This is a genomic window from Actinoplanes sp. NPDC049599, assembly GCF_044465625.1.
Taxonomy (GTDB): Bacteria; Actinomycetota; Actinomycetes; order Mycobacteriales; family Micromonosporaceae; genus Actinoplanes.
Window position 1 is genome coordinate 342,683 of record NZ_JBITLX010000005.1, and the last position, 21,490, is coordinate 364,172.

General features: G+C 73.4%; 16 protein-coding genes. 6 read left to right on the top strand and 10 right to left on the bottom strand.

What is annotated here, in order from left to right; genetic code table 11:
- Positions 1-3: 3 nt before the first annotated feature.
- Positions 4-405: a hypothetical protein gene (locus tag ACIBQZ_RS12515; protein WP_396088681.1), complete on the bottom strand. Its 402-nt coding sequence runs from the start codon at positions 403-405 to the stop codon at positions 4-6.
- 168 nt (positions 406-573) lie between these two features.
- Between ACIBQZ_RS12515 and ACIBQZ_RS12520 the strand changes: the two genes are divergently transcribed.
- A complete protein-coding gene (locus ACIBQZ_RS12520) occupies positions 574-1,002 on the top strand; it encodes a hypothetical protein (protein ID WP_396088682.1) in 429 nt (142 codons plus the stop codon).
- Positions 1,003-1,028: 26 nt separating this feature from the next.
- Here ACIBQZ_RS12520 and ACIBQZ_RS12525 read toward each other — a convergent pair whose 3' ends face one another.
- A complete protein-coding gene (locus ACIBQZ_RS12525; protein WP_396088683.1) occupies positions 1,029-2,048 on the bottom strand; it encodes an aldo/keto reductase in 1,020 nt (339 codons plus the stop codon).
- An 81-nt stretch (positions 2,049-2,129) separates the two neighbouring features.
- Between ACIBQZ_RS12525 and ACIBQZ_RS12530 the strand changes: the two genes are divergently transcribed.
- Positions 2,130-2,711 carry a TetR/AcrR family transcriptional regulator gene (locus tag ACIBQZ_RS12530; RefSeq protein WP_396088684.1) on the top strand — a complete coding sequence of 194 codons (582 nt, stop codon included), beginning with the start codon at positions 2,130-2,132 and terminating at the stop codon, positions 2,709-2,711.
- 21 nt (positions 2,712-2,732) lie between these two features.
- Here the strand turns inward: ACIBQZ_RS12530 and ACIBQZ_RS12535 are convergent, their stop codons facing one another.
- Positions 2,733-3,440 carry an ANTAR domain-containing protein gene (locus ACIBQZ_RS12535; RefSeq protein ID WP_396088685.1) on the bottom strand — a complete coding sequence of 236 codons (708 nt, stop codon included), beginning with the start codon at positions 3,438-3,440 and terminating at the stop codon, positions 2,733-2,735.
- A gap of 122 nt (positions 3,441-3,562) precedes the next feature.
- Here ACIBQZ_RS12535 and ACIBQZ_RS12540 point away from each other — a divergent pair, with 122 nt between their 5' ends.
- Together ACIBQZ_RS12540 and ACIBQZ_RS12545 are read left to right on the top strand one after the other, a co-directional pair.
- The gene (locus ACIBQZ_RS12540) at positions 3,563-4,201 is read left to right on the top strand and encodes an NADPH-dependent F420 reductase (protein WP_396088686.1); all 639 of its coding nucleotides are present in this window, start codon (positions 3,563-3,565) and stop codon (positions 4,199-4,201) included.
- 59 nt (positions 4,202-4,260) lie between these two features.
- A complete protein-coding gene (locus tag ACIBQZ_RS12545) occupies positions 4,261-5,754 on the top strand; it encodes a diguanylate cyclase (RefSeq protein ID WP_396088687.1) in 1,494 nt (497 codons plus the stop codon).
- Here the strand turns inward: ACIBQZ_RS12545 and ACIBQZ_RS12550 are convergent.
- Both ACIBQZ_RS12550 and ACIBQZ_RS12555 read right to left on the bottom strand, forming a co-directional pair.
- Positions 5,747-6,259, bottom strand: coding sequence for a S41 family peptidase (locus ACIBQZ_RS12550; protein ID WP_396088688.1), 513 nt, complete (start codon positions 6,257-6,259; stop codon positions 5,747-5,749). The genes ACIBQZ_RS12545 and ACIBQZ_RS12550 overlap by 8 nt on opposite strands.
- A gap of 141 nt (positions 6,260-6,400) precedes the next feature.
- Positions 6,401-6,745 (bottom strand): Lsr2 family protein, encoded by a 345-nt coding sequence (locus ACIBQZ_RS12555; RefSeq protein WP_396088689.1) that lies wholly within the window; start codon positions 6,743-6,745, stop codon positions 6,401-6,403.
- 349 nt (positions 6,746-7,094) lie between these two features.
- Here ACIBQZ_RS12555 and ACIBQZ_RS12560 point away from each other — a divergent pair, with 349 nt between their 5' ends.
- Complete coding sequence (locus ACIBQZ_RS12560; protein WP_396088690.1) at positions 7,095-7,514, top strand: hypothetical protein; 420 nt, start codon at positions 7,095-7,097, stop codon at positions 7,512-7,514.
- On the opposite strand, the gene ACIBQZ_RS12565 is transcribed toward ACIBQZ_RS12560, so the two are convergent.
- From ACIBQZ_RS12565 to ACIBQZ_RS12585, 5 genes are read right to left on the bottom strand one after another with little or no spacing between them, the layout of a single operon-like run.
- Positions 7,502-9,469 carry a response regulator gene (locus ACIBQZ_RS12565; protein ID WP_396088691.1) on the bottom strand — a complete coding sequence of 656 codons (1,968 nt, stop codon included), beginning with the start codon at positions 9,467-9,469 and terminating at the stop codon, positions 7,502-7,504. The two genes, ACIBQZ_RS12560 and ACIBQZ_RS12565, sit on opposite strands and share 13 nt — an antisense overlap.
- Entirely contained in the window at positions 9,462-9,911 is a 450-nt protein-coding gene (locus ACIBQZ_RS12570; protein ID WP_396088692.1) for a response regulator, read from the bottom strand. The genes ACIBQZ_RS12565 and ACIBQZ_RS12570 overlap by 8 nt, the downstream gene beginning before the upstream one ends.
- Positions 9,908-11,359 (bottom strand): ATP-binding protein, encoded by a 1,452-nt coding sequence (locus ACIBQZ_RS12575; protein ID WP_396088693.1) that lies wholly within the window; start codon positions 11,357-11,359, stop codon positions 9,908-9,910. The genes ACIBQZ_RS12570 and ACIBQZ_RS12575 overlap by 4 nt, the downstream gene beginning before the upstream one ends.
- A 54-nt stretch (positions 11,360-11,413) precedes the next feature.
- The gene (locus tag ACIBQZ_RS12580) at positions 11,414-12,703 is read right to left on the bottom strand and encodes an ATP-grasp domain-containing protein (RefSeq protein ID WP_396088694.1); all 1,290 of its coding nucleotides are present in this window, start codon (positions 12,701-12,703) and stop codon (positions 11,414-11,416) included.
- On the bottom strand, positions 12,700-15,912 hold the full coding sequence (locus ACIBQZ_RS12585; protein ID WP_396088695.1) for an amino acid adenylation domain-containing protein: 3,213 nt from the start codon (positions 15,910-15,912) through the stop codon (positions 12,700-12,702). The genes ACIBQZ_RS12580 and ACIBQZ_RS12585 overlap by 4 nt, the downstream gene beginning before the upstream one ends.
- Positions 15,913-16,137: 225 nt before the next feature.
- Here ACIBQZ_RS12585 and ACIBQZ_RS12590 point away from each other — a divergent pair, with 225 nt between their 5' ends.
- Complete coding sequence (locus ACIBQZ_RS12590; RefSeq protein WP_396088696.1) at positions 16,138-21,153, top strand: family 43 glycosylhydrolase; 5,016 nt, start codon at positions 16,138-16,140, stop codon at positions 21,151-21,153.
- Positions 21,154-21,490 lie beyond the last annotated feature (337 nt).

A 21,490-nucleotide genomic window follows, 5' to 3' on the forward strand; every position in this document is an offset into this window, starting at 1 on the left:
CGGCTACTGGTCCAGCGCGTCGTCGAACGGGATCTCGCAGGTCGCGCCGGACAGCGCGGTCGATTCCATGACGACCTTCTGGTCCACCCAGATGGTGCAGGTGATGGCGCCGCCGGCCGGGGACAGCACGTGCACCCAGAGCTTGCCGGAGGTGTCGGTCACCTCGTAGGACTTGGACCAGGGCGCGGCCGCGGCGGCGCCGACGTCCTTGCCGAGCTGCTGCTCGCCGCTGCCGTAGGTGATGGTGGAGATCTTCTCGCCGCTGGAGGTGACCTCGAACGTGACCGTGTGCGGGCCGCCGCCGCGGGCCAGCACGAACACCGCGATCGCGGCGACGACGATGACGGCCACCACGGCGAGCCACAGCGCCGGGCGCGGCCGGCGGGTGGACTGGATGTCGTTCACGGGCGGAGCGTAGCGGCGCGCCCGGCCGTTCCGGATCAGCCGGTCGGCCGGGCTTACCCCGAGGTCAGGGCGGCTTTCGACGAGGCGGAACAGGTTTGTCACCGGCGCGACCCCGGGGGTAGCGAGGCGGAAACATCGACGGTTTCCCGGTCTGGCACAGTGGCCGGTGTGGACACTCCCGACGTGGCCGCCTGGGCGGTGACCCGGGCCGGCCGGACCGAGGTCGAGGTGCTGCTGCGGGTGGGACCCCGGGAGCTGGTCGGCCGGCTGACCCGGGAGGAGCTGTCCCGGGTCAGCGATGTGCTGGACGCGGCCGTGGCGGCCGAGCGCCGCAACGACTACAGCCGGATCCGGCTGGGCGACGGGCTGCGCGCGGCGATCGGCCGGGACCCGTTCCGGTCGCCGGGCCGGGTGGCCGCCGAGGGGGAGGCGTTCCTGCCGTGGTGGCGCGCCCTGGTCTTCCTCGTGCTGGGCGCCGGCTTCGCCCTGCGGCGCCTCGACGACTGGTGGCAGGTCTTCGGCTGGGGCGTGGTGGCCGTCGCCCTCATCGACATGGTGCAGCACGGCCTGTGGTGGCGCCGGCGGCGGCTCCGGTGACACCGCCGTCCTTTGTGGTGCTCCGGTCAGCGCCGGCGCAGGGCCTTGTCGAGCAGGGCGGGCGGCGTGTCGTGCTTCTCCTCCGGGGCCAGGTCGGTGCCGGGGGCGACGATCGTGTCGATCGCGTCGAGCACGTCGGCACCGAGCACGGTGTCCGCGGCGGCGAGCTGGGACGCCAGGTGGCCGGGCGTGCGGGGGCCGATGATCGCGCTGGTCACCGCGGGGTGCGCGGTGACAAAACCGAGCGCCAGCTGGATCATGGTGAGGCCGGCACCCTCGGCGACCTTCGCCAGCTGCTCGACGGCGTCGAGCCGGGCTCGGTTGGCGGGTAGGGCGGGGTCGAACCGTTGCGGCATGAGCGAGGCGCGGCTGGTGGTGATCTCCCGGCCCGCCCGGATCGCGCCGGACAGCCAGCCCGAGGCCAGCGGGCTCCACGCCAGCACGCCGAGGCCGTACTGCTCGGTGACCGGCAGGACGTGGGTCTCGATGCCGCGCTGGAGGATCGAATAGCTGGGCTGCTCGGTGACGTACCGGCTCAGCCGGTGCTCGCGGGCCGTCCACTGGGCCTGCACGATCCGGTACGCCGGGAACGTCGACGAGCCGAAGTAGCGGATCTTCCCGGCCCGCTGCAGGTCGGTCAGCGCCGCCAGCGTCTCGTCGTCGCCGGTCTCCGGGTCCCACCGGTGGATCTGGTAGAGGTCCACGTGATCGACGCCCAGCCGGCGCAGGCTGTCCTCCAGCGCCCGCACCAGCCAGCGGCGCGAGCTGCCCTGCTGGTTGCGGTCGTCGCCCATCGGCAGGGCCGCCTTGGTGGCCAGCACGAGGTCGTCGCGGCGGCCGGCGACGGCCCGGCCGACCAGCTCCTCCGACTCGCCCCGGCCGTACATGTCGGCGGTGTCGATGAGGTTGATCCCTCCCGCGAGGGCCGCGTCGACCAGGGCGGTGACCTCGTCCTGGCCGGTGCGTCCCAGGCTGCCGAAGTTCATCGCGCCCAGCGCGAGCGTGCTGACCCGGACGCCGGTACGGCCCATGGTGCGGTACTGCATGACTGTTCTCCTTGAGGGGGTGCGCGGCTTCTGACATCCTGAACAAACGGATCGTTGTTCCGTTAACCAACATACGGAACGATGTTCCGTTTGCCAAGGGGAGTCATGGCCATCAGGAAACGGGCGGACGCCCGGCGCAACGAGGAGACGCTGCTCGAGGCGGCGGCGGCCGCCTTCGTCACCGCGGGCGTCGACGTGCCGGTGCGCGACATCGCCACCAGGGCCGGCGTCGGCGTGGGCACGATCTACCGCCACTTCCCGACCCGGGCCGACCTCATCGTGGCCGTCTACCGGCACCAGGTGGAGGCCTGCGCGGCGGCCGGGCCGGCCCTGCTGGCGGAGAGCGCCGGCCCGCACGCCGCGCTCGCGCAGTGGGTCAACATGTTCGTGGACTTCCTGGTCACCAAGCACGGCCTCGCCGAGGCGCTGCAGTCGGACGATGCCGCGTTCCGGAGCCTGCACGCCTACTTCCTGGACCGCCTGGTGCCGGTGTGCGCGCAGCTGCTCGCGGCCGCGGCGGCGGCCGGCGAGATCGTCACCGACGTCGAGGCCTTCGCGCTGCTGCGCGGCGTCGGCAACCTCTGCATCGGCGCGGGCAACGACCCCCGCTACGACGCGCGCCGGCTGGTCGCCCTGGTCGTCGCCGGCCTCGGCGTCCGGTGAGAACGGGGGCCGCGGCGCCGGTCAGCGCGACGCGGTGCCGGCGACCAGCGCGGCCGCCACGTCGCGGAGCTTGCGGTTGCTCTCCCGGGACGCCGCCGTGAGGATCCGGAACGCCTCGTCGGGGGTGCACCGGTGGTCGCGCATGAGGATGCCCTTGGCCTGTTCGATGACCGCCCGGCTGGTCATCGCCGCCTGCACCTGCCGGACCAGCACGGACTGCAGGTCGTAGACGTGGGCGTTGGCCAGGGTGACGGCCGCGTAGCCGGCGAACGTCTGGGCCAGCACGACGGCGTCCCGGTCGAAGGCCGCCGGCGCGGTGGCGTAGATGTTGAGCGCGCCGGTGACGCCGTCGTCGACCGGCAGCCCCACGGCCAGCGCGCTGAGCACCCCGGCGTCGGCCGCCCGCCTGGCCCAGCCCGGCCAGCGGCGGTCGGCGGTGGTGTCGGGGGTGACCAGGGTGGTGATGCCGGCCGCGGCGTCCAGGCACGGCCCGTCGCCGTGGCCGTACTGGGCCTCGTCCAGGGCCAGGGCGAGCTCGCCGGTGCGGGCGGCGGTGGTGGCGCGGGTATCGCGGACCAGGGTCACCGAGACCTCGTCGGCGCCCGGGACCGTGGCCTTCGCCAGGTCCGCCACGATCTGCAGCACGTCGTCGAGCCCGGTCTCGCCGAACTTGATCCGGCCGATCCGGGCGAACGCCTCCGCCGCCGGGAGCCGGTGGTGCTCCGCCATGCCCCTCCTCGGTGGCCCGGTGCGTGATCGGAAAGGTCAGATTACTCCGCGCCGGGCGGGGAAGTTGAACCGGTTCAAGCATTTCTCGGACAGCCCCGGAACGGCGGGCGCAGACTGCTGACATGCGGATCGGAATCATCGGCGCGGGGGAGCTGGGCGGGTCGCTGGCCGAGTGGTGGACTCAGGCCGGACATGACGTCGTCGTCGGCTCCGCACCGGCCGGACACCTCGCCGGCGCCGAGGGGCGCCCGGCCATCACCGCCACCGTCACCGCGGCGGACGCCGCCACCTTCGGTGAGGTCGTGCTGTTCGCCCCGGACTGGGCGGCCGCACACACCCTGGTCGACGTCACCGCCGGCGCCCTGGCCGGCAAGCCGGTGCTGGACGCCACCAATCCCGTCGTGTGGCGCGACGGCGCCGGCTACCGGCGGGCCGTGCCCGACGACCTCAGCGGGCTCGAGACGCTCGCCGGCTGGGCGCCGGACGCGCACTGGGTGAAGGCGTTCAACACCGTCGCGCCGAGCGTGCTGCGCCGCCGCCGGGGCCGGGACCCGCTGCTGGCCGAGTTCATCTGCACCGATCACCGGGACGCCCGGGCCGCGGCGACCCGGCTGATCCAGGACGTCGGGTTCGCCCCGTTCTTCGCCGGCGGGGGGAGCAACGCCTGCCTGACCGAGACCGGCGGGCCGTTGCAGCTGCGCGAGGTCGACGTCGCCGACGCGACGGCCACGTTCGCCCAGGCGGTCGGCGCCAACTGGTGAAACCGAGCCGCTACCGACGGTGAACCGGGCGGCAGCCGCGGGCTGCGACCGTACGGGGAATGAGCAGCACTCTGTCCGTCGCGGCCACCCGGCGTCCCGCGGCCTGGCACCTCTGTCTCGCCGCCGCCCCGGTCGTGATCGCGCTGTACTACTGGCTCGTCAGCCTCGGCGGCGCGTGGGCCGGCACCCAGGTCGCGCTGTACGCCAGCGCCAACGTCACGCTGACCGCCTGCTGCCTGGTGGCCGCCCGCCGGCACCGGCCGCTGCGCCTGCCGCTGCTGCTGGTGGCCGGCTCCGGGGTGTTGTCGGCCGCCGCGGACCTGATCTTCTACTTCCTCGCGCTGGTCCAGGGCGAGGTGGCGTACCCGAGCATCGCCGACCTGGGTTATCTGGGGGCGTACCCGCTGATGGCGGTGGGGCTGCTGGTGGTCGTGCGGCGCCGCACCCCGGGCTGGGACGGCGCCAGCGGCATCGACGCCGCCATCGTGGCGGTCAGCGCCGGCTATCTCATCTACGAGGTTGTCATCGCGCCGACCATGTCGGTGACCACCGGCAACGTGACCACGCTGGTGTCGGTCGCGTACCCGGTCGGCGACCTGATGCTGATCATGGTCGGCGCCCGGCTGATGCTCGGCGCCGGCCCGCGGACCGCGGCGCTCCGGATGCTCGGCGGCTACCTCGGCCTGGTGCTGGTGGCCGACACGATGTACAGCATCCAGTCGCTCAACGGCACCTACCAGGCCGGCAACTACCTCGACACGTTGTGGATGGGCGGCTCGTTCCTGCTGGCCGCGGGCGTGCTGCACCCGTCCGCGCGGCGGCTGGTCGCACCGTCGTGCGTGGTCACCCCCGACGCCACCCCCGCGCGCCTGGCCGTGCTGGCGCTGGCGGCCGTCCTCGCCCCGGCGACGATGGTCATCCAGCACCTGCGCACCGGCGAGCCGCACGTCGCGGTGGCCGGGCTGGTCTGCACGGTGCTGTTCGTCCTGGTGCTGGGCCGGATGGCCGGGCTGGTCCGGGCCCAGCGCAACGCCGCGATCATCGACGGCCTGACCGGCCTGCGCAGCCGGCGGTACTTCGAGGAGAGCCTGCGGGCCGAGGCGGCCCGCTCGGCCCGCTCCGGCGCCGACCTGGGCATGCTGCTGCTCGACGTCGACCACTTCAAGCGGGTCAACGACACGTACGGGCACCACGGCGGCGACCGCGTCCTGGTCGAGGTGGCACACCGGATCTCCCAGCTGGTCCGCCCCGGCGACCTGGTGGCCCGGTACGGCGGCGAGGAGTTCGCGATCCTGCTGCCCGCCACGGACCCGGAGCAGGCACGGGTGATCGCCGAGCGGGTCCGTGGCGGGATGGCCGCCGCACCCGTCGCGGTGGGCGACACCCGTCTGCACCGGCTGACGGTCTCGGTCGGCGTCGCCGGCCTGCACGCCGCCGGCGACGAGGCCGACCAGCTGGTGCTGGCCGCCGACCGGGCGCTGTACGCCGCCAAGAACGCCGGCCGCGACCGGGTGGCCGGCCCGGCGGACGTCGAGGCGGTCCCGGTCAGCTGACCGGACGTCGCAGGGCAGCCTCCAGGGCGCCGGCGTGCGGCTGGAAGATGTCCGGCACGACGCCGGTGCCCTCCCAGTTGCCGCCGGTCACCGCGTCCCGGACCTCGGCCTCCGGCAGCAGCCCCAGCACGTGCCGGGTCAGCCGGACCGGCGTGACGTGGTCGGCGGCGCCGCGGGTCGGCTCACCGAGCACGGTCACCCGCCCGCGCGCCTGCAGGTGGTACGCCAGCGCCTCGGCCGACGAGTACGTGCGCGGGCCGACCAGGACCGTCACCGGCTGGGTCAGCGCGGTGCCGGCCGGCTGGTCGACGGTCCACCACTGGCGGCGCTGGGCGACGTCCTGGACGGCCCGGCAGCCGACCGCGTCGAGCGGCTCCCGGCTCCCGGCGAAGGTGGCCGCGAGATCGGCGGTGAGGCCGTCCCGCCGGGCACCGGCCGGCATGAGCCGGTGCAGCCAGGAGACCAGCAGTTCGCTCAGCTCGGCGACGGTCGGCGGGGCAGACATGTTCCGAACCTGGGCCACGACCGCCGGCGGTGGCGGGAATCGGGCTCTGCCCTCGGCAGAGCCGCCCGGATTCGCATAACCCGGGACCCCGTTGCGCGTTGTCGGTAACGCATTCGCAACGGTGCCCCGGGGCGGGCGGAATCAGCGCTTGCTGTGGAACGCCTCGACGATCGAGGTGGGGATGCGGCCGCGTTCGGAGACCTCGTAACCGTTCTTGTTGGCCCATTCCCGGATGGCCTGGTTCTGGTCGCGGTTGGCCCGGCTGGGCGCCGGCGCCGCGCCCCGCGGCGCGATCCGGGCGGTGCTGCTGCGGCCGATCCGGGACGCGGCGGCCAGGTACGGGTCGAGCGCCTTGCGCAGCTTGCCGGCGTTCTTCTCGGAAAGGTCGATGGTGTAGCTCACGCCGTCGATGCTGAATTCGACGGTGCGGTCCGCTTTGCTGCCGTCAATGTCGTCGGTCAGCAGGGTGACGATCTGCTTTGCCATGTGGTCACTCCCGAATACGCCTGGTGCGGCACCTGGTGACCGCCTCTATTGGCGATACCATAGCCGATATCGCCGGGCAGTCTGCGGGCGCAGTGCGATAAACGAATCCGCGTTCTTCGTGTCGCGTATCCGTTACCGCGGCGTAGCGCATCGTTGTGCGGGCCCACGGCGGCGCGCGGCCCGAGCGGGTCGTTATATGTCCGCCCGTCCGCTTGGGGGAATTCCCCCGATCGGGAACGCGGGAATGCGCCGGTCCGCCGACCCCACCGGCAATCGGGTGTGCCAGGGTGTGCCGGTTGCTCACACCGGACCGGAGTGGACACTCCGGGCGGCGACCGAAGGATCCCTCATGGCCCCGCGCTCCTCGCTGCTCGTCGTCTCCGGGGCGGCGCTGCTGGCGCTCACCGGCTGTAGCGCCGGAAACCCCGCGCCCGCCGCCGGCCCGGTCGCCCCGGCACCGGTGGCCTCCTCGCCGAGTTCCGCGGGTGACGGGTGCCCGGTCACCGCGGCGGCGCTGCAGCAAGTGGTGGACCTGCCCGCCGGCTGGCGGATCGAGGCGTCGAGCATCGAGTGCTCGCACGGCTGGGCCCAGGCCGGCGTGACCGCGCCGACGCCGGAGCAGCAGGGTGACGGCGTGGTGCTGTTCTCCTACGACCCGGCCGCCGGCGCCTGGGTGGACAAGGGGCAGGGCAGTTCGGTCGACTGCGCCGCCCTCGGTGTCCCGAGGCAGGCGGGCCGGGCCCTCTCCGTCTGCTACTACCCGAACTGAGCGGACGGCGTGGCGCTGCCGCTGTGCAGCGTCGTGTGGATCTGGTGCAGCAGCGTCGCCGCGTCGAACGGCTTGTGGACGATGGGCACGCCCTCGGGGAGCCGGCGGCCGCTGTCGGCCGTGTAGCCGGACATGAAGACGACGTGGGTGCGGGGGCAGGCGCCGAGCACGGTCCGAATGAACTCCAGGACCGGCATGCCGGGCATGATGACGTCCGACAGGAGCAGGTCGAACGTCCGGGCCTCGTCGTGGATGAGCCGGAGCGCCTCCTCGCGGGTGGCGGCCTCGGCGACCTCGTACCCGCCGCCGGTGAGCACCCGCCGGGTGATGGTGCGGATGTTGTCGTCGTCCTCCACCACGAGGATCCGTTCGCCCCGGCCCCGGTCCGCCTGGCCGGTCGTGCCGTCCGGCTCGGGGACCGGCGCCAGGTCGGTGGCCGGCAGGCTGACGGTGATCCGCGTGCCGGCACCGGGTGCGGAGTCGACGGCGATCGTCCCGCCCGCCTCCTGCACGGCGCCGTAGACGGTGGCCAGGCCGAGGCCGCTGCCTTGGCCGGTGCTCCTGGTGGTGAAGAACGGTTCGAACGCGCGCTGCTGGACCTCCTCGTCCATGCCGCAGCCGGTGTCGCTGACGGCGAGGCTCACGTAGCGCCCGGCCGGCGGCGGGGCGCCGGCCATGGTGGCCGACGGGCGATCCACGCGTGCCGTCCGGATGACGAGGTGTCCGCCCTCCGGCATCGCGGCGCGGGCGTTCACCACCAGGTTCATGATGATCTGTTCCAGCCGGCTGGGGTCGATGACCACGGAGTCGAGGCCCGGCTCGACGTCGATGCGGAACTCGATGTCCTCGCCGATCGTGCGGCGCAGCAGGTGCTCGATCTGCCCGACCACGCCGTTGAGGTCCACCACCTCGGGGTGGGACGGCTGCAGCCGGCTGAAGATGAGCAGCTGGCGGGTCAGGGCGGCGGCGCGCCGGGTGGCGTCCTCGATGTTCACCAGGTCCGGCCGGCACGGATGGCCGGGGCCGAGCTCGTCGAGCACGAAGCCGGTGTAGCCGCTGATCACCCCGAGGATGTTGTTGAAGTCGTGCGCCACGCCGCCGGCGAGCTGGCCGAGGGAGTCCAGCCGTTCCGCCTGGTGCAGCTGGCGCTCCAGTTCGCGGCGCTGCTCGGCCGCCTCCACCTGGGCGGTGATGTCGCGCAGGATGCCTTCGACGGCCACCGGTACGCCGGCGTCGTACACCGCGACGAGCCGCTGCTCGGCACACGCGGGCGAGCCGTCGGGCCGTGCCCAGCGGACGGTGAGCGGACCGTCCGGCGGTGACTGCCATGCCCGCCGCATGGCGTCGCCGTCGTCCGGGTCCATCGTGGTGAAGAGCAGTTCCGGCTGCTCGTACAGCTCGTCCGGGGTGAGCCCGGTCATCGTGGCGATGGCCGGGCTGATGTACTCGAGCACCGGTGTGGGACCGGGCCGGAACCGGAACAGGACGTCCTGGAGGTTCTCCGCGACGAGCCGGAAACGCTCCTCGCTGGTGCGCAGCGCCGCCTCGGTCCGCCGCCGTTCCTGCCGGTCCCGCGCCTCCCGCAGCTCGCGCTGCACCGCGGGCCCGAGGCGCGCGAGCTTGTCCTTGAGCACGAAGTCCTGCGCGCCGGCCCGCATCAGCGCGGTGGCGGACTCCTCGCCGATCTGCCCGGAGACCACGATGAACGGCACGTCCAGCCCGGTGTCCCGGAGCAGGCGCAGCGCCGCCCCCGCGTCGAACGCCGGCATCCCGTTGTCGGAGATCACGACGTCGGGCGAGCGGAGCCGGAGCGCGGCGCGCATCGCGTCGGCGGTCTCGACGCGCTCGTAGTCGACCCGCAGACCGGCCCGGCGCAGCCGGTCGACGACGAGGACGGCGTCGTCCTCGCTGTCCTCGATGAGCAGCAGCCGGATCTCCTCCGGCTCCTCAGTCACGGTGCTTTCCCACCGGCCGGTTCACCAGCAGCCAGTACATGCCCAGCAGCCGCACCGCGTCCAGGAACTCGTCGAACGCCACGGGTTTGCGCACGAAGCTGTTGGCGCCGAGGTCGTAGGTGTTGACGATGTCGCGTTCCTCGGTGGAGGTGGTGAGCACGACGACCGGCAGGTATCTGGTGCGGGGATCGGACCGGATGCTCCGCAACACGTCCAGGCCGCTGATCTTCGGCATGTTCAGGTCCAGCAGCACCAGCGCCGGCAGCGCGTCCGTCCGGCCGGCCGCCGGCTCGTCCGGCGGGAACAGGTGCCGCAGCGCCTCCTCCCCGTCGGTGGCGATGTCCACGGTGTTGGTGATGTTGTTCTTCCGCAGCGCGCGCAAGGTGAGCGTCACGTCGTCCGGACTGTCGTCGATGATGAGGATTCTGCCGTCGACGCTCATGGCTTTCCCTGTGCCCCGCTCATCAGGTTGAAGTAGAACGTCGCACCCCGGTCGGCCTCGGCCTCGGCGAAGATGCGACCACCGTGGCGGCGCACGACGCGGGCCACGATCGCGAGCCCGATGCCGGTGCCCTCGAAGTCGGAGGTGGTGTGCAGACGCTGGAACGCATCGAACAGCTTGCCGGCGTAGGTCATGTCGAAGCCCACGCCGTTGTCGCGGACGAAGAAGAACGTCTCACCGGAGTGGACGGTGCGGCCCACCTCGATGACCGCCTCGTCCCGCTTGCTGGTGAACTTCCACGCGTTGGCCAGCAGGTTCTGCAGGGCGAGCCGGAGCAGGTGCGGATCGGCGTCGGCGGTGAGGCCGGCGGGCACGACGAGCGTGGCGACGCGATCCGGATCGCCCGCCCGCAGGTCCGCGACGACGTCCTGGCACATCGCGGAGAGGTCCACCTGACAGCGGTCCAGTTCCGCCCGGGTGGCGCGGGACAGGTTGAGCAGGTCGTCGATCATCCGGCCCATCCGCCCCACGTTGCGCTGCAGCCGGTGCAGGTAGTCCTTGCCGACGTCGTCGATGATGTCGCCGTAGTCCTCCAGCAGCGCGTCGCTGAAGCCGTGCAGTGACCGCAGCGGCGCCCGCAGGTCGTGCGAAACGGAGTACGCGAACGCGTCGAGCTCCTTGGTGGACGCCTCCAGCTCGGCGGTGCGCTGCCGGACCCTGGTCTCGAGGCTGGCGTTGAGCCGGCGTACCTCGTCCTCGGCGCGCTTGCGGTCGGTGATGTCGGTGGAGATGCCGCACACGGCGTAGGGCTCACCGGCGGTGTCCAGCACGGGGAACTTCACCGAGATGTACGTGCGCACGCCGTCGATGCTGTCCGCGGTCTCCTCGTACTGCACGGACCTGCCGGAGGCCGCGACCTGGAGGTCGTTGGCCCGGAGCTGGTCGGCGAGCTCGGCCGGGAACACGCCGTGGTCGGTGAGGTTGACGACCCGGTCGCGGGTGACCCCGAACAGCCGTTCCCACTCCCGGTTGACCAGCAGGTACTGGCCGTTGTCGACCCGCTTCATGTAGATGTTCGACTCGGTGTTGTCGATCAGCTTCTGCAGCTGGTTGTGGCTGGACGCCGCCTCTCGCTGCGCCTCGGTGCGGGCCCGGTCCGCGCGCCCGACGACGGTCAGGGCGTACAGGCCGAAGGCGCTGAGCAGGATGAGGTGGGCGCCGGTCACGATCGTCGCCCGGTGGCCCCGGTCGCGACCGGGCAGACCGCCGAGCGCCGAGCCCGCCAGGACGGCGGCGGCCAGGGCCAGGCGCAGGTCGGCCGGGCCCGCACCACGGGTGAGCAGGCGCCGCAGGACATGGGTGGCTCGCTGCGGCCGCGCCGTCGCGCCCGGGCCGCGGCGGGTCCGGCCCACGCTGCGATGCCCGCCGACCGCGGGAGTCGTTACCATGGCGGCCCCCGATGCACCAAGCTACGTCGCGACTGACGCTAGCACCGGTCAGCGTCAGTTCGTGGGGGTTTCGTCGCTGTTGGGCGCTCCCTCGTACACGATCCGCAGCGTCCGGCCGACAAGATCCACCAGGCGCCGCACTCCTCGGTGGTCCGGCGCCGAGCCGTGCACGATGCCCAGGTACGCGAGCGTGCCCCGCCGCCAGTCCAGCGCCGCCCCGGGCTCCACCAGCACCTCGACGAGGTGGATTCCCGGCACGGCGCCGAGTTCGTCGATCCCGTCCAGCCGCCGCAGCGTGACCGCGTCCATGGGCGGAGTCAGGAAGAACTGGAACGCGTGCCGCCGGTAGGCCGTCGGGGGCGGATCGCCCGGCCGTCCGAGCGCCACCGTCAGCGCGGCGCGGACGAGGTCGAATCCCCGCGCGCGCCGGACCAGCTCGGCGACGTACCCGCCGAGCCGGCCGTTGACCTCGATGATCCGCGGCCCGCCGGGGGTGAGCTTGACCTCCGTGTGGGTGATGCCGTGCCGCACGCCGAGCGCGGTGAGGGCCGCGGTCGTCAGGGCCAGCACCTCCGCCCGCCGGGCCTCGCTCAGCGTGCTGGGCACCACGTAGCCGGTCTCCCGCAGCGGCGGGGCGAGGGGGAACTTGCCGGTCACCTCGACGTGCCGGATGTCGCCGTGCGAGGTCATCGACTCGACGGAGACGTAGTCGGCCCAGCCCTCCCCGGCCACCGCGGGGTCGCCGGTCAGCAGCTGCTCGACGACGAACTCGCCGGGGGAGCCGCCCGCCGCCGGGTCCGTGAACGCCCGCAACCGGGCCCGGGCCTCGTCGAGACTGTGCACCGTGCAGGTCCGGGCGCTCGCCGCGCCGCTGCGGGGCTTCAGGACCGCCGGCAGGCCGACCGCGTCCAGGGCCGGATCGAGGTCCGCCGGGTCGCGGACCACGCGGCACTCGGTGTGCTGCACGCCTGCCTCGGCGAGGATGCGGCGCTGCGTGTACTTGTCCGTCACCGCCGCCGCCGTGGGCACGCTGAGGAAGGGCAGGCCCCACCGGCCGGCGAGGGCGGCGGTCCGGTTGAGCTGGGTCTCGCTGAACGTGACGATGCCGGCGAGGTCCGCACACCCGGGATGGGCCAGGATCTGCTCGTCGGTCAGGCCGGTGATGTCGCAGACCGGCGCCAGCGCCCGGAGATCGTCGTACCGCGACCGGACGTGGGGCAGGTCCCGGTCGCAGAGGAAGACGATCCGGGCGAGGCCCCGGGCGGAGGCGAGGATGCCCATCGGGCTGGCGGAGCCGAAGTCGAACACGACGGCCAGCCGGGGCAACGGCTCCGGGGTCGTCATGCCGCCGCCGACCGGGAGCCGGTCACCGGCCGGCCGCCGTCGGGGGCGGGGAAGTACCCGGACCGCTGGAAGAACCGCACGTAGTGGGCGAGCAGCGCGGCGTCGACCGGCGGCATCGTGATGGCCGATCCCGCCAGGGCCCGCTCGGCGTTGCCCCGGCCGAAGCGGGGGAAGGTGGCGGTGAAGTACATCTCCTTGACCACGAGGCCGCTGCGCGGGCTCCGGTCCACCCAGAGCGGCACGAACGGGGTGAACGGGTGCCGGGGGTGGTCGGCGACGAACGCCACCGCCCGCGTCACCCACTCGTCGAACGGCAGCGTCCGGATCCGGTAGCCGTGCTCGCGCAGCACCTCGGTCATGGCACCCAGCACCGCCGGCCGCGGGTTGGTCAGATGATAGGTCCGCGTCTGGCTGGTCCTGGTCAGTGCGATGTGGACGATCTGCGCCGCCAGCACGTCGACCGGCACCAGATCGAGGGCGACGTCGACGTCCGGCGCCGACCCCATGTCGACGATCAGCCGCAGCAGCGCGCAGGTGGCGTTCTCCAGGTTCCACGCCCCCCGCGCGAGATCACCCGAGATCTCGTACGGCCGGTGGATGGCGACCGGCAGCCCGTCGTCCGCCGCCCGGCCCAGCACCGTCTCGGCGACCCACTTCGTCTCGGTGTAGCCCATGAACAGGTGTTCCGGGTGGGCCAGCGGCGTGTCCTCGGAGACCTCACGCACCCCGGCCGCGCCGGAACCGGCCAGCACCGCGAGCGTGGACACGAAGTGCACGGGGACGCGCCGGGGCATCGCGAGCCGCACGATGTCCCGGGTGCCACCCACCGTGACCGGCGCCAGCTGCGAGTAGGGGTAGGCGAAGTTCACGTAGGCGCCGGCGTGCAGGACGAGGTCCAGCCGGTCGGCCAGCCCGTCGAACTCCGCGGCGGTCAGCCCGAGACGCGGCCGGCCGAGATCGCCGGTCAGCGGGTGCACCCGGTCCGGGGGAAGCTCGCCGAGGTGGTACCGCTGCTGTCCGGCGGCCAGCCGGAGCCGGGCCTGCTCGCCGTCGGCCGCCCGGACCAGGCAGTAGACGTCCGCCTCGGTGGCGGTCAGCAACCGGCGCAGCAGGTAGCTGCCGAGGAAACCGGTGCCGCCGGTGAGCAGCACGGGCCCGCCCGGGTACGGCGTCGCCGCGGCGGCGGGCTCGTCGTCGGCCGGGGTCCGGGGCCGGACCACCACCGGCGGCGGGGCGCCCGCCCCGGCCGGCGCCCGGACGTCGGCGTCGAGCCCGCTCTCGCGCCGGAAGCCGGCGTCCAGCCCGGCGCCGTCGAAGTCGAGGAGCCCGGCGCGGGCCTCCCGCACCGCGGCGGCGCAGCCGGCCAGGGTCGGATCGGCCAGCAACCGGGACGTCAGGACCCGGCCCTGGGTCGGGTCGACACCGAACATCGCCTGCAGCCGGACGAACAGGCGTGCCGCCAGCAGCGAGTTGCCGCCGAGGTCGAAGAAGCTGTCGTCGAGGCCGACCTCGGCGGGTTCCAGGTCGAGCACGTCCACCCAGAGCCGGGCGATGCCCACCTCGATCGGCGTCCTCGGCCGGCGGTCCGCCGGCAGGGGCGCCGTGGTCCGGTCCGGGCCGCGCATCGCGGCGGCCGCGAGGGCGGCGAGCGCCACCCGGTCGACCTTGCCCGTGCCGGCCAGCGGCAGCCGGTCCAGCGGGACGATCCGCGCGGGGAGCATGAACCGCGGCAGGCGGTCGGCGAGGAACGCCCGGAGCGCGGCCGGGCCGCCCGGCTCGCTCGTGCCGCCGTCGCTCGGCGGGTGAGCCGGCTGGTAGTAGGCGACGATCGTCCGGGTGTCCGGGTCGTCGCCGGCGACCGCCGCCGCCGCGCCGGCGACGCCGGCCGCGCCGGCCAGCACCGCCTCGATCTCGTCCAGCTCGACCCGGAAACCGCGGACCTTCACCATCCGGTCCCGGCGGCCGAGGAAATCGATGACACCGTCCGGCAGCCACCGGGCCCGGTCACCGGTGCGGAACAGCCGCGCGCCGGGCCGGCGTCCGTGCCGATCCGGTACGAAGCGCGCGGCGGTCAGGACCGGATCGTTGACGTATCCGGACGCGACACCGTCACCGCCGACCCAGAGTTCACCTTCCACGCCGATCGGCACCGGCTCGCCGTGGTCGTCGAGGATGTGGCAGGTGGAGTTGGCCACGGGGCGTCCGATCGGGATCCGCGCGGTCCCCGCCGGCACCTCGACGATGTGGTGGGTGGTGGAGAAGGTCGTGTTCTCGGTCGGCCCGTAGCCGTTGAGGAGCCGCTGCGGCGGCAGGCTCGTCAGCACCCGGCGCACCAGGGCCGGATCGAGCACGTCGCCGCCGGCGATCAGGCAGCGCAACCGGGCGAACATGCTCGGCAGCGTCCGGGCGCACTGATGGAACACCCCGGCGGTCAGCCACGCGACCGTGACCCCCTCGACGGCGAACAGCCGGTCCAGCCGGACCGGGTCCAGCAGGGTCGCCTGGTCGACGATGACCAGCCGGGCGCCGTTGAGCAGCGCACCCCAGATCTCGAACACCGACGCGTCGAACTGCGGGTGGCCGGTGTGCGAGACCCGGTCGGCCGGCGTGATCCGCAGGTAGTCGGCGCCGATGACCAGCCGGGTGACCGCCCGGTGCGGCACCGCGACGGCCTTGGGCACGCCGGTCGACCCGGAGGTGAACATGATGTAGGCCGGATCACCGCCACCGGTTGCGGGCCCCGGCGGGTGGGCGCCGCCATCGGCGGCGCCGGCGACCGCGACCGAGCCGGTATCCTCCAGGACTCCCGCGGTGCCCGGCAGCCTGACCAGGTGCCGGATCCCCACCTCGGCGATCAGCGTGCGGAGCCGGCCGTCCGGATCCGCCGGATCCAGCGGCACGTAGACGGCGCCGGCCTTCAGGATGCCCAGCATCCCGACCGGGGCCTCCAGGCAACGGTCGCCCAGCAGGCCCACCGCGTCGCCGGGCCGCACCCCGGCCGCGGCCAGGCGGGCGGCCAGCCCGTCGGACCAGCGGTCGAGTTCCGCGTAGCAGAGCAGGCGCTCGCCCTCGACCACCGCCGTCGCGCCGGGTGCCGCCGCGACCTGCGCGGCGAACAGCTCCGGGAGCGAGGCCCGGTCCGGATAGTCCGCCACCGGGTCCCGCCGGTGCGCCTGTGGAACTGCCTCGCCGGAACCTTCGGCAACCATGGCCAGCCCTCCGTCCACCTCGGACCGACTAGATGCCCACCAGTCGTCCCCGATGGTGTCCATATTTTGAGGGATCTGTAAAGGTAAGTACCTCGATAGGTGGACGAAGGGTACCGCTCGGTTGCGACGGCGTTTCGGTGTGATGTCACCTGCTTGACAGCGTTGTTGTTACCGCTAACACTTTCGGCAATCTCCCGGCCCCCACCTCCCGGATAGAGGCCCCGCATGGTCGCCGAGTCCCGCCTGTTCCCGCGTATCGCCGTGCCGCTGCTGCTGGCCGCCGGGATGCTCCTGGCGCCGTCCGCCGCGGCCGCCGCCGATGTCACCGACGGCCTGGTGCTGCGGTACGACCTGGACCAGACCTCCGGCGGCACCGCGGTGGACACCTCGGGACACGGCCGGGACGGCGTGCTGCGCGGCGACGCGTCGTGGGCCGCCGGTGGGGCGGGCCTGGTGCTCGGCGGCGCCGACGGGCACGTCGACCTGCCCGACAACGTGCTCGCCGGGCTCGACGAGGTGACCGTCTCCGCCGACGTCGCCATCGACCCGGCGCAGGCGTCGCCGTACATGATCTGGGCGCTGGGCAACACCGACGCCGGCGGGGCCGGCAACGGCTACCTGTTCGCCACCGGCGACGTCTACCGGACCTCGATCGCGAGCGGGAACTGGAGCACCGAGCAGACCGCGCGGGCCACGGCGGCGCTGCCCCGCAGCGTCTGGGTGAGCATCGGCTACACGCTCGGCGCCGACGGGGTGGCCACCGAATACCTCAACGGGGAGCCGGTCGCCACGAAGACCGGGGTCACCGTCAAGCCCGGCGGCATCGGCGCCGGTGCCACCACGGCCAACTATCTGGGCCGGTCCGTCTACTCGGCGGACGCGTACCTGCGCGGGCGGGTCCGCAACTTCCGGATCTACGACCGGGCGCTGAGCGCCACCGAGGCCGCGGGGATCGCCATCCCGGCCGCCACCCGGGTCGCCGGGGACAAGGCCGCGCTGACCCTGGGGGACACCTCGGCGGTCACCGCGGACCTGAGCCTGCCCGCCGCCGGCCCCGCGTACGGCAGCAAGCTCACCTGGGCCACCTCGGACCCGGACGTGATCACCGCGGCCGGCGCGGTCACGCGCCCCGCCGCCGACACCACCGTGACCCTGACCGCGACCGTGAGCAGCGGATCCGTCAGCGACACCAGGGCCTTCGCGGTCACCGTCAAGGCCGCGCTCAGCGCCGCGGAGCGGGTCGAGGAGGCCCGCGCCGCGCTGACCGTGACCAACCTGGACGACGTCCGGGGCAACCTGACGCTGCCGGTCACCGGGCGGCACGGCACCACCGTCGCCTGGTCCAGCGCGGACGCCGCCACGATCAGCCCCACCGGCGTGGTGCGCCGGCCCGCCGCCGGCAGCCCGGCCCGGCGGGTCGACCTGACCGCGACCGTCTCCCTCGGCGCGGTCAGCGCGGAGAAGACGCTGACCGCGACCGTGCCGCCGCTGCCCGCCCCGGCGCCGCTGAAGGGGTATGCCTTCGCCTACTTCACCGGCAACAGCATCGCCGGCGAGAAGATCCACTTCGCCGCCAGCCAGGGCAACAACGCGCTGCGCTGGACCGAGCTCAACGGCGGGCAGCCGGTGCTCAGCTCCACCCTGGGCACCAAGGGCCTGCGCGACCCGTTCCTGATCCGCTCGCCCGAGGGCGACAAGTTCTTCCTCATCGCCACCGACCTGTCCATCGGCAGCGGCACCTCGTGGGACGACTCGCAGCGCCGCGGCAGCCGGCACATCGAGGTCTGGGAGTCCACCGACCTGGTGCACTGGGGCCAGCAGCGGCACGTGCTGGTCTCGCCGCCGACCGCCGGCAACACCTGGGCGCCCGAAGCGTTCTGGGACGACGCCCTCGGCCAGTACGTGGTCTTCTGGGCCTCGAAGCTCTACGCCGAGTCCGACCCCGGGCACACCGGCGACACGTACAACCGGATGCTCTACGCCACCACCCGCGACTTCGTCAGCTTCAGCGCGCCGCGGATCTGGCAGGACCGCGGCGCCTCCCGGATCGACAGCACGGTGATCAAGGAGGGCGGCCGGTACCACCGCTTCACCAAGGACGAGGGCGGCGTCACCGGGTGCAGCGACATCATCCAGGAGCGCGCCGACTCGCTGGTCGCGGTCGACGACGTCGCCGACCCGGCGCACGACCCGGCCCACCCGGCCTGGCCGATCGTCGCCTCCTGCATCGGCAAGGCCGCCGGCACCTCGGCCGTCGAGGGCCCGACGGCCTTCAAGGCCAACCCCGGCGACGAGTCCGGCTCGGACTACTACCTCTTCGTCGACGAGTACGGCGGCCGCGGCTACATCCCGCTCGGCACCGACGACCTGGACAATCCCCAGTGGCGGGTGCCGGCGAGTTACGCGCTGCCGCAGAGCCCGCGCCACGGCACCGTCCTGCCGGTCACCCAGGCCGAGCTGGACCGGCTCTCCGGCGCCCCCGAGCCGCTGCCGGCCGGCGCCGACGGCCTGGTCGCCCGGTACGCCCTCGACCAGACCTCCGGCACCACGGTCGTCGACTCCTCGGGCAACGGCAACAACGCCACCGTGGTCGGCGGCGCGACCTGGCGCGACGGCAGCCTGGCGTTCGGCGGCACCGACGGTCACGTGAAGCTGCCGGACAACACCATGGCCGGGATGCGGGGGCTGACGGTCTCCGCCGACGTGTGGGTCGACCCGGCCCAGCAGAAGCCCTACTTCCTCTGGGGGATGGGCAACACCGACGCCGCCGGCGTGGGCAACGGGTACGTGTTCAGCACCGGCGACAACTACCGCGCGGCCATCGCCTCGGGCAACTGGAGCACCGAGCAGGGCGCGGCGACGAGCAGCCCGCTCGGCCGGGGCGCGTGGCGGACCCTCACGTACACCACCGGCGACGGCAGGGCGACGCTCTACCTGGACGGCCGCCAGGTCGCGCAGAACACCGCGGTCACCGTGACGCCCGGCGCGATCGGCAACGGCGTCACCAAGGCCAACTACCTCGGCCGCTCGGTGTACACCGCGGACAAGTACTTCCAGGGCCGGATGCGCGACGTCCGGATCTACAACCGGGCGCTCTCCGGCGCCGAGGTCGCCGAGCTCGGCGCCAACGCCACCACGGTGTCCGCGGTGACGCTGGACAGCCTGCGGGCCCCGGCGCTGATCGACAGCGAGGCCGGCACCATCGTGCTGCCGGTCAGGCCCGGCACCGACCGGCGCAACCTGAACCCGGTCTTCACCGTGGCGGGCACCTCGACGGTCACCGGGGCGGGCGCCGGGGACTGGTCCACGGCCCGGCGCATCACCGTCACGAGCGCGGCCGGGGCGACCCGCGCCTACACGGTCACCACCCGGGTCATGCGCTCGCCGGTGCTGCCCGGCACCACCGCCGACCCGAACATCGTCCGCTTCGGCGACACCTACTACATCTACGCGACCACCGACGGCATCGCCGGCTGGGGAAGCACCACGTTCAAGGTGTGGTCCTCGACCGACCTGGCCACCTGGACCGAGCACGGCACGATCCTCGACCTGGCCGACGTCTCGTGGGCGCACACCAACGCCTGGGCGCCGGCGATCACGGCGGCGAACGGCAAGTACTACTTCTACTTCTGCGCCGCCGGCAACATCGGCGTGGCCACGGCCGACTCGCCGCTGGGCCCGTTCACCGACTCCGGAGCGCCGCTGATCGACCGCGACGACTACCGCAACGCCCAGCAGATCGACCCGGCGGTCTTCACCGACGACGACGGACAGAGCTACCTGTACTGGGGCAACGGCACGGCCTACGTCGCGCCGCTGAACCCGGACCTGACCTCGATCGACGTGGCGAAGCGGCAGACCATCGGCGGGCTCACGAGTTTCCGCGAGGGCCTGTTCATGAACAAGCGCAACGGCACCTACTACCTCAGCTACTCCATCGACGACACCGGCAGCGAGAACTACCGGGTCGGCTACGCCACCGCGACCGCACCGTACGGGCCGTTCACCGCCAAGGGGCTGATCCTGGCCAAGGACCCGGCGCTGGGCATCCTCGGCACCGGGCACAGCTCGATCATCCAGGTGCCCGGCGGCGACGAGTGGTACATCGCGTACCACCGGTTCGCCATCCCCGGCGGCGACGGCTTCCACCGGGAGACCACCCTGGACCGGCTCTACTTCGACGCGGCCGGGGCGATCACCCCGGTGATCCCGACGCTGGAGAGCGTCGACCCGCTGGCGTACACCGGCATCCCGCCGCGGGCGGCGGTCTCCCGGCCCGGCTCCGACGGCTGGTCCGGCGCCGGCGCCACCCTCACCCTCGACGGCGGAACGGGCAACAGCGCCGTCGAGTACGCGCTCGCCGACGGCGCCTGGACCGGCTACACCGGCCCGGTGCCGCTGCCGGCCGGCGAGTACACCGTGCGGCACCGGGCCCGGGGCGCCAACCTGATCCTCGGCCCGGTCGCGGAGCTGGCGGTCAGGGTGGACCCGGAGCCGCCGATGTCCGCGGTCGCCGTACGGGCCGGCCGGGACGCGTGGACTGTCACGCTCAGCGCGCAGGACACCGCCTCGGGGGTGGCCTCGATCGGCTACCGGGTCGACGACGGGCCGTGGCAGCCGTACGCGAAGCCGTTCACCCTCACCGGCACGCACCGGCTCGCGTTCTTCGCCACCGACCGGGCCGGCAACGCCGAGACCGTGCAGCAGGTCGGGGTGCCGCTGCAGCCGGACCGGACGGCGCCCGCGGTCACCGGCGCGACCGACCCGGCCCGGGCGACCGGGGAGCACGGCTGGTTCACCGGCCCGGTGGCGCTGGTGGTCACCGCCACCGACCCGTCCGGGATCGCCTCCCGTGAGTACCGGATCGGCGGCGGCAGGTGGCAGGCCTACACCAAGCCGGTCCCGCTGCCGGTCGGCGTGACCGTGGTGAGCTACCGGGCCACCGATCGCGCCGGCAACGTGTCGGCGCCCGGCACGCTCACCGTGCGGCGGGACGTCCGGGCGCCGTCCGTCGCCGCCTCGTTCCGGCCCGGCAACGGCTCGACGCGCGTCACCCTGACCGCGAAGGACGACGTCTCCGGGGTGCAGGTGATCTCGTACCGGGTGGACGGGGGCGCGTGGACCACCTACCGCGGGCCGGTCAAGGTCCGCGGCAAGGGCAACCACCGGGTGTCCTACCGGGCCACCGACAAGGCGGGCAACCGCAGCGCGCCCTGGACGTTCCAGATCCGGGTGCGCTGAGCACTCCCGGCCCGGCACCGCGGCCGTGCCCTGCTGCACCGGGTTGATCCGCGCGCCGGGCTGACCGACGGCGACCTTCGCGGCGCCGGCCCGCTGGTGCGCCCGCTGACCTGGCCCGCGGCGGTCAGCGCCGCGACGGACTGATCGATACCGGTCAGGTCCACACCCTGGTCCGCCGGGGCGCCCCGCGGCAGCGGGGCCTCTCCCCGGACATCCACCCCCTCGATGTATTCCCGGACGGTGCGCACCTCCCCGGCGTGGCCCGTGCCGGGCATGTGCGAAAGTCGACCGGCTGGGTACAGGACACAGGTCAACGTCAACGGGGTCGGCCGGGCCG

Bases quoted from the DNA above. Each gene is read 5' to 3' on its own strand.
- ACIBQZ_RS12540 (WP_396088686.1), top strand. From the start codon at position 3,563: ATGCGGATCGGAATCATCGGCGCGGGGGAGCTGGGCGGGTCGCTGGCC.
- ACIBQZ_RS12585 (WP_396088695.1), bottom strand. From the start codon at position 15,912: ATGGTTGCCGAAGGTTCCGGCGAGGCAGTTCCACAGGCGCACCGGCGG.
- ACIBQZ_RS12570 (WP_396088692.1), bottom strand. From the start codon at position 9,911: ATGAGCGTCGACGGCAGAATCCTCATCATCGACGACAGTCCGGACGAC.
- ACIBQZ_RS12545 (WP_396088687.1), top strand. From the start codon at position 4,261: ATGAGCAGCACTCTGTCCGTCGCGGCCACCCGGCGTCCCGCGGCCTGG.
- ACIBQZ_RS12555 (WP_396088689.1), bottom strand. From the start codon at position 6,745: ATGGCAAAGCAGATCGTCACCCTGCTGACCGACGACATTGACGGCAGC.
- ACIBQZ_RS12575 (WP_396088693.1), bottom strand. From the start codon at position 11,359: ATGGTAACGACTCCCGCGGTCGGCGGGCATCGCAGCGTGGGCCGGACC.
- ACIBQZ_RS12525 (WP_396088683.1), bottom strand. From the start codon at position 2,048: ATGCAGTACCGCACCATGGGCCGTACCGGCGTCCGGGTCAGCACGCTC.
- ACIBQZ_RS12560 (WP_396088690.1), top strand. From the start codon at position 7,095: ATGGCCCCGCGCTCCTCGCTGCTCGTCGTCTCCGGGGCGGCGCTGCTG.
- ACIBQZ_RS12590 (WP_396088696.1), top strand. From the start codon at position 16,138: ATGGTCGCCGAGTCCCGCCTGTTCCCGCGTATCGCCGTGCCGCTGCTG.
- ACIBQZ_RS12530 (WP_396088684.1), top strand. From the start codon at position 2,130: ATGTTCCGTTTGCCAAGGGGAGTCATGGCCATCAGGAAACGGGCGGAC.
- ACIBQZ_RS12535 (WP_396088685.1), bottom strand. From the start codon at position 3,440: ATGGCGGAGCACCACCGGCTCCCGGCGGCGGAGGCGTTCGCCCGGATC.
- ACIBQZ_RS12550 (WP_396088688.1), bottom strand. From the start codon at position 6,259: ATGTCTGCCCCGCCGACCGTCGCCGAGCTGAGCGAACTGCTGGTCTCC.
- ACIBQZ_RS12580 (WP_396088694.1), bottom strand. From the start codon at position 12,703: ATGACGACCCCGGAGCCGTTGCCCCGGCTGGCCGTCGTGTTCGACTTC.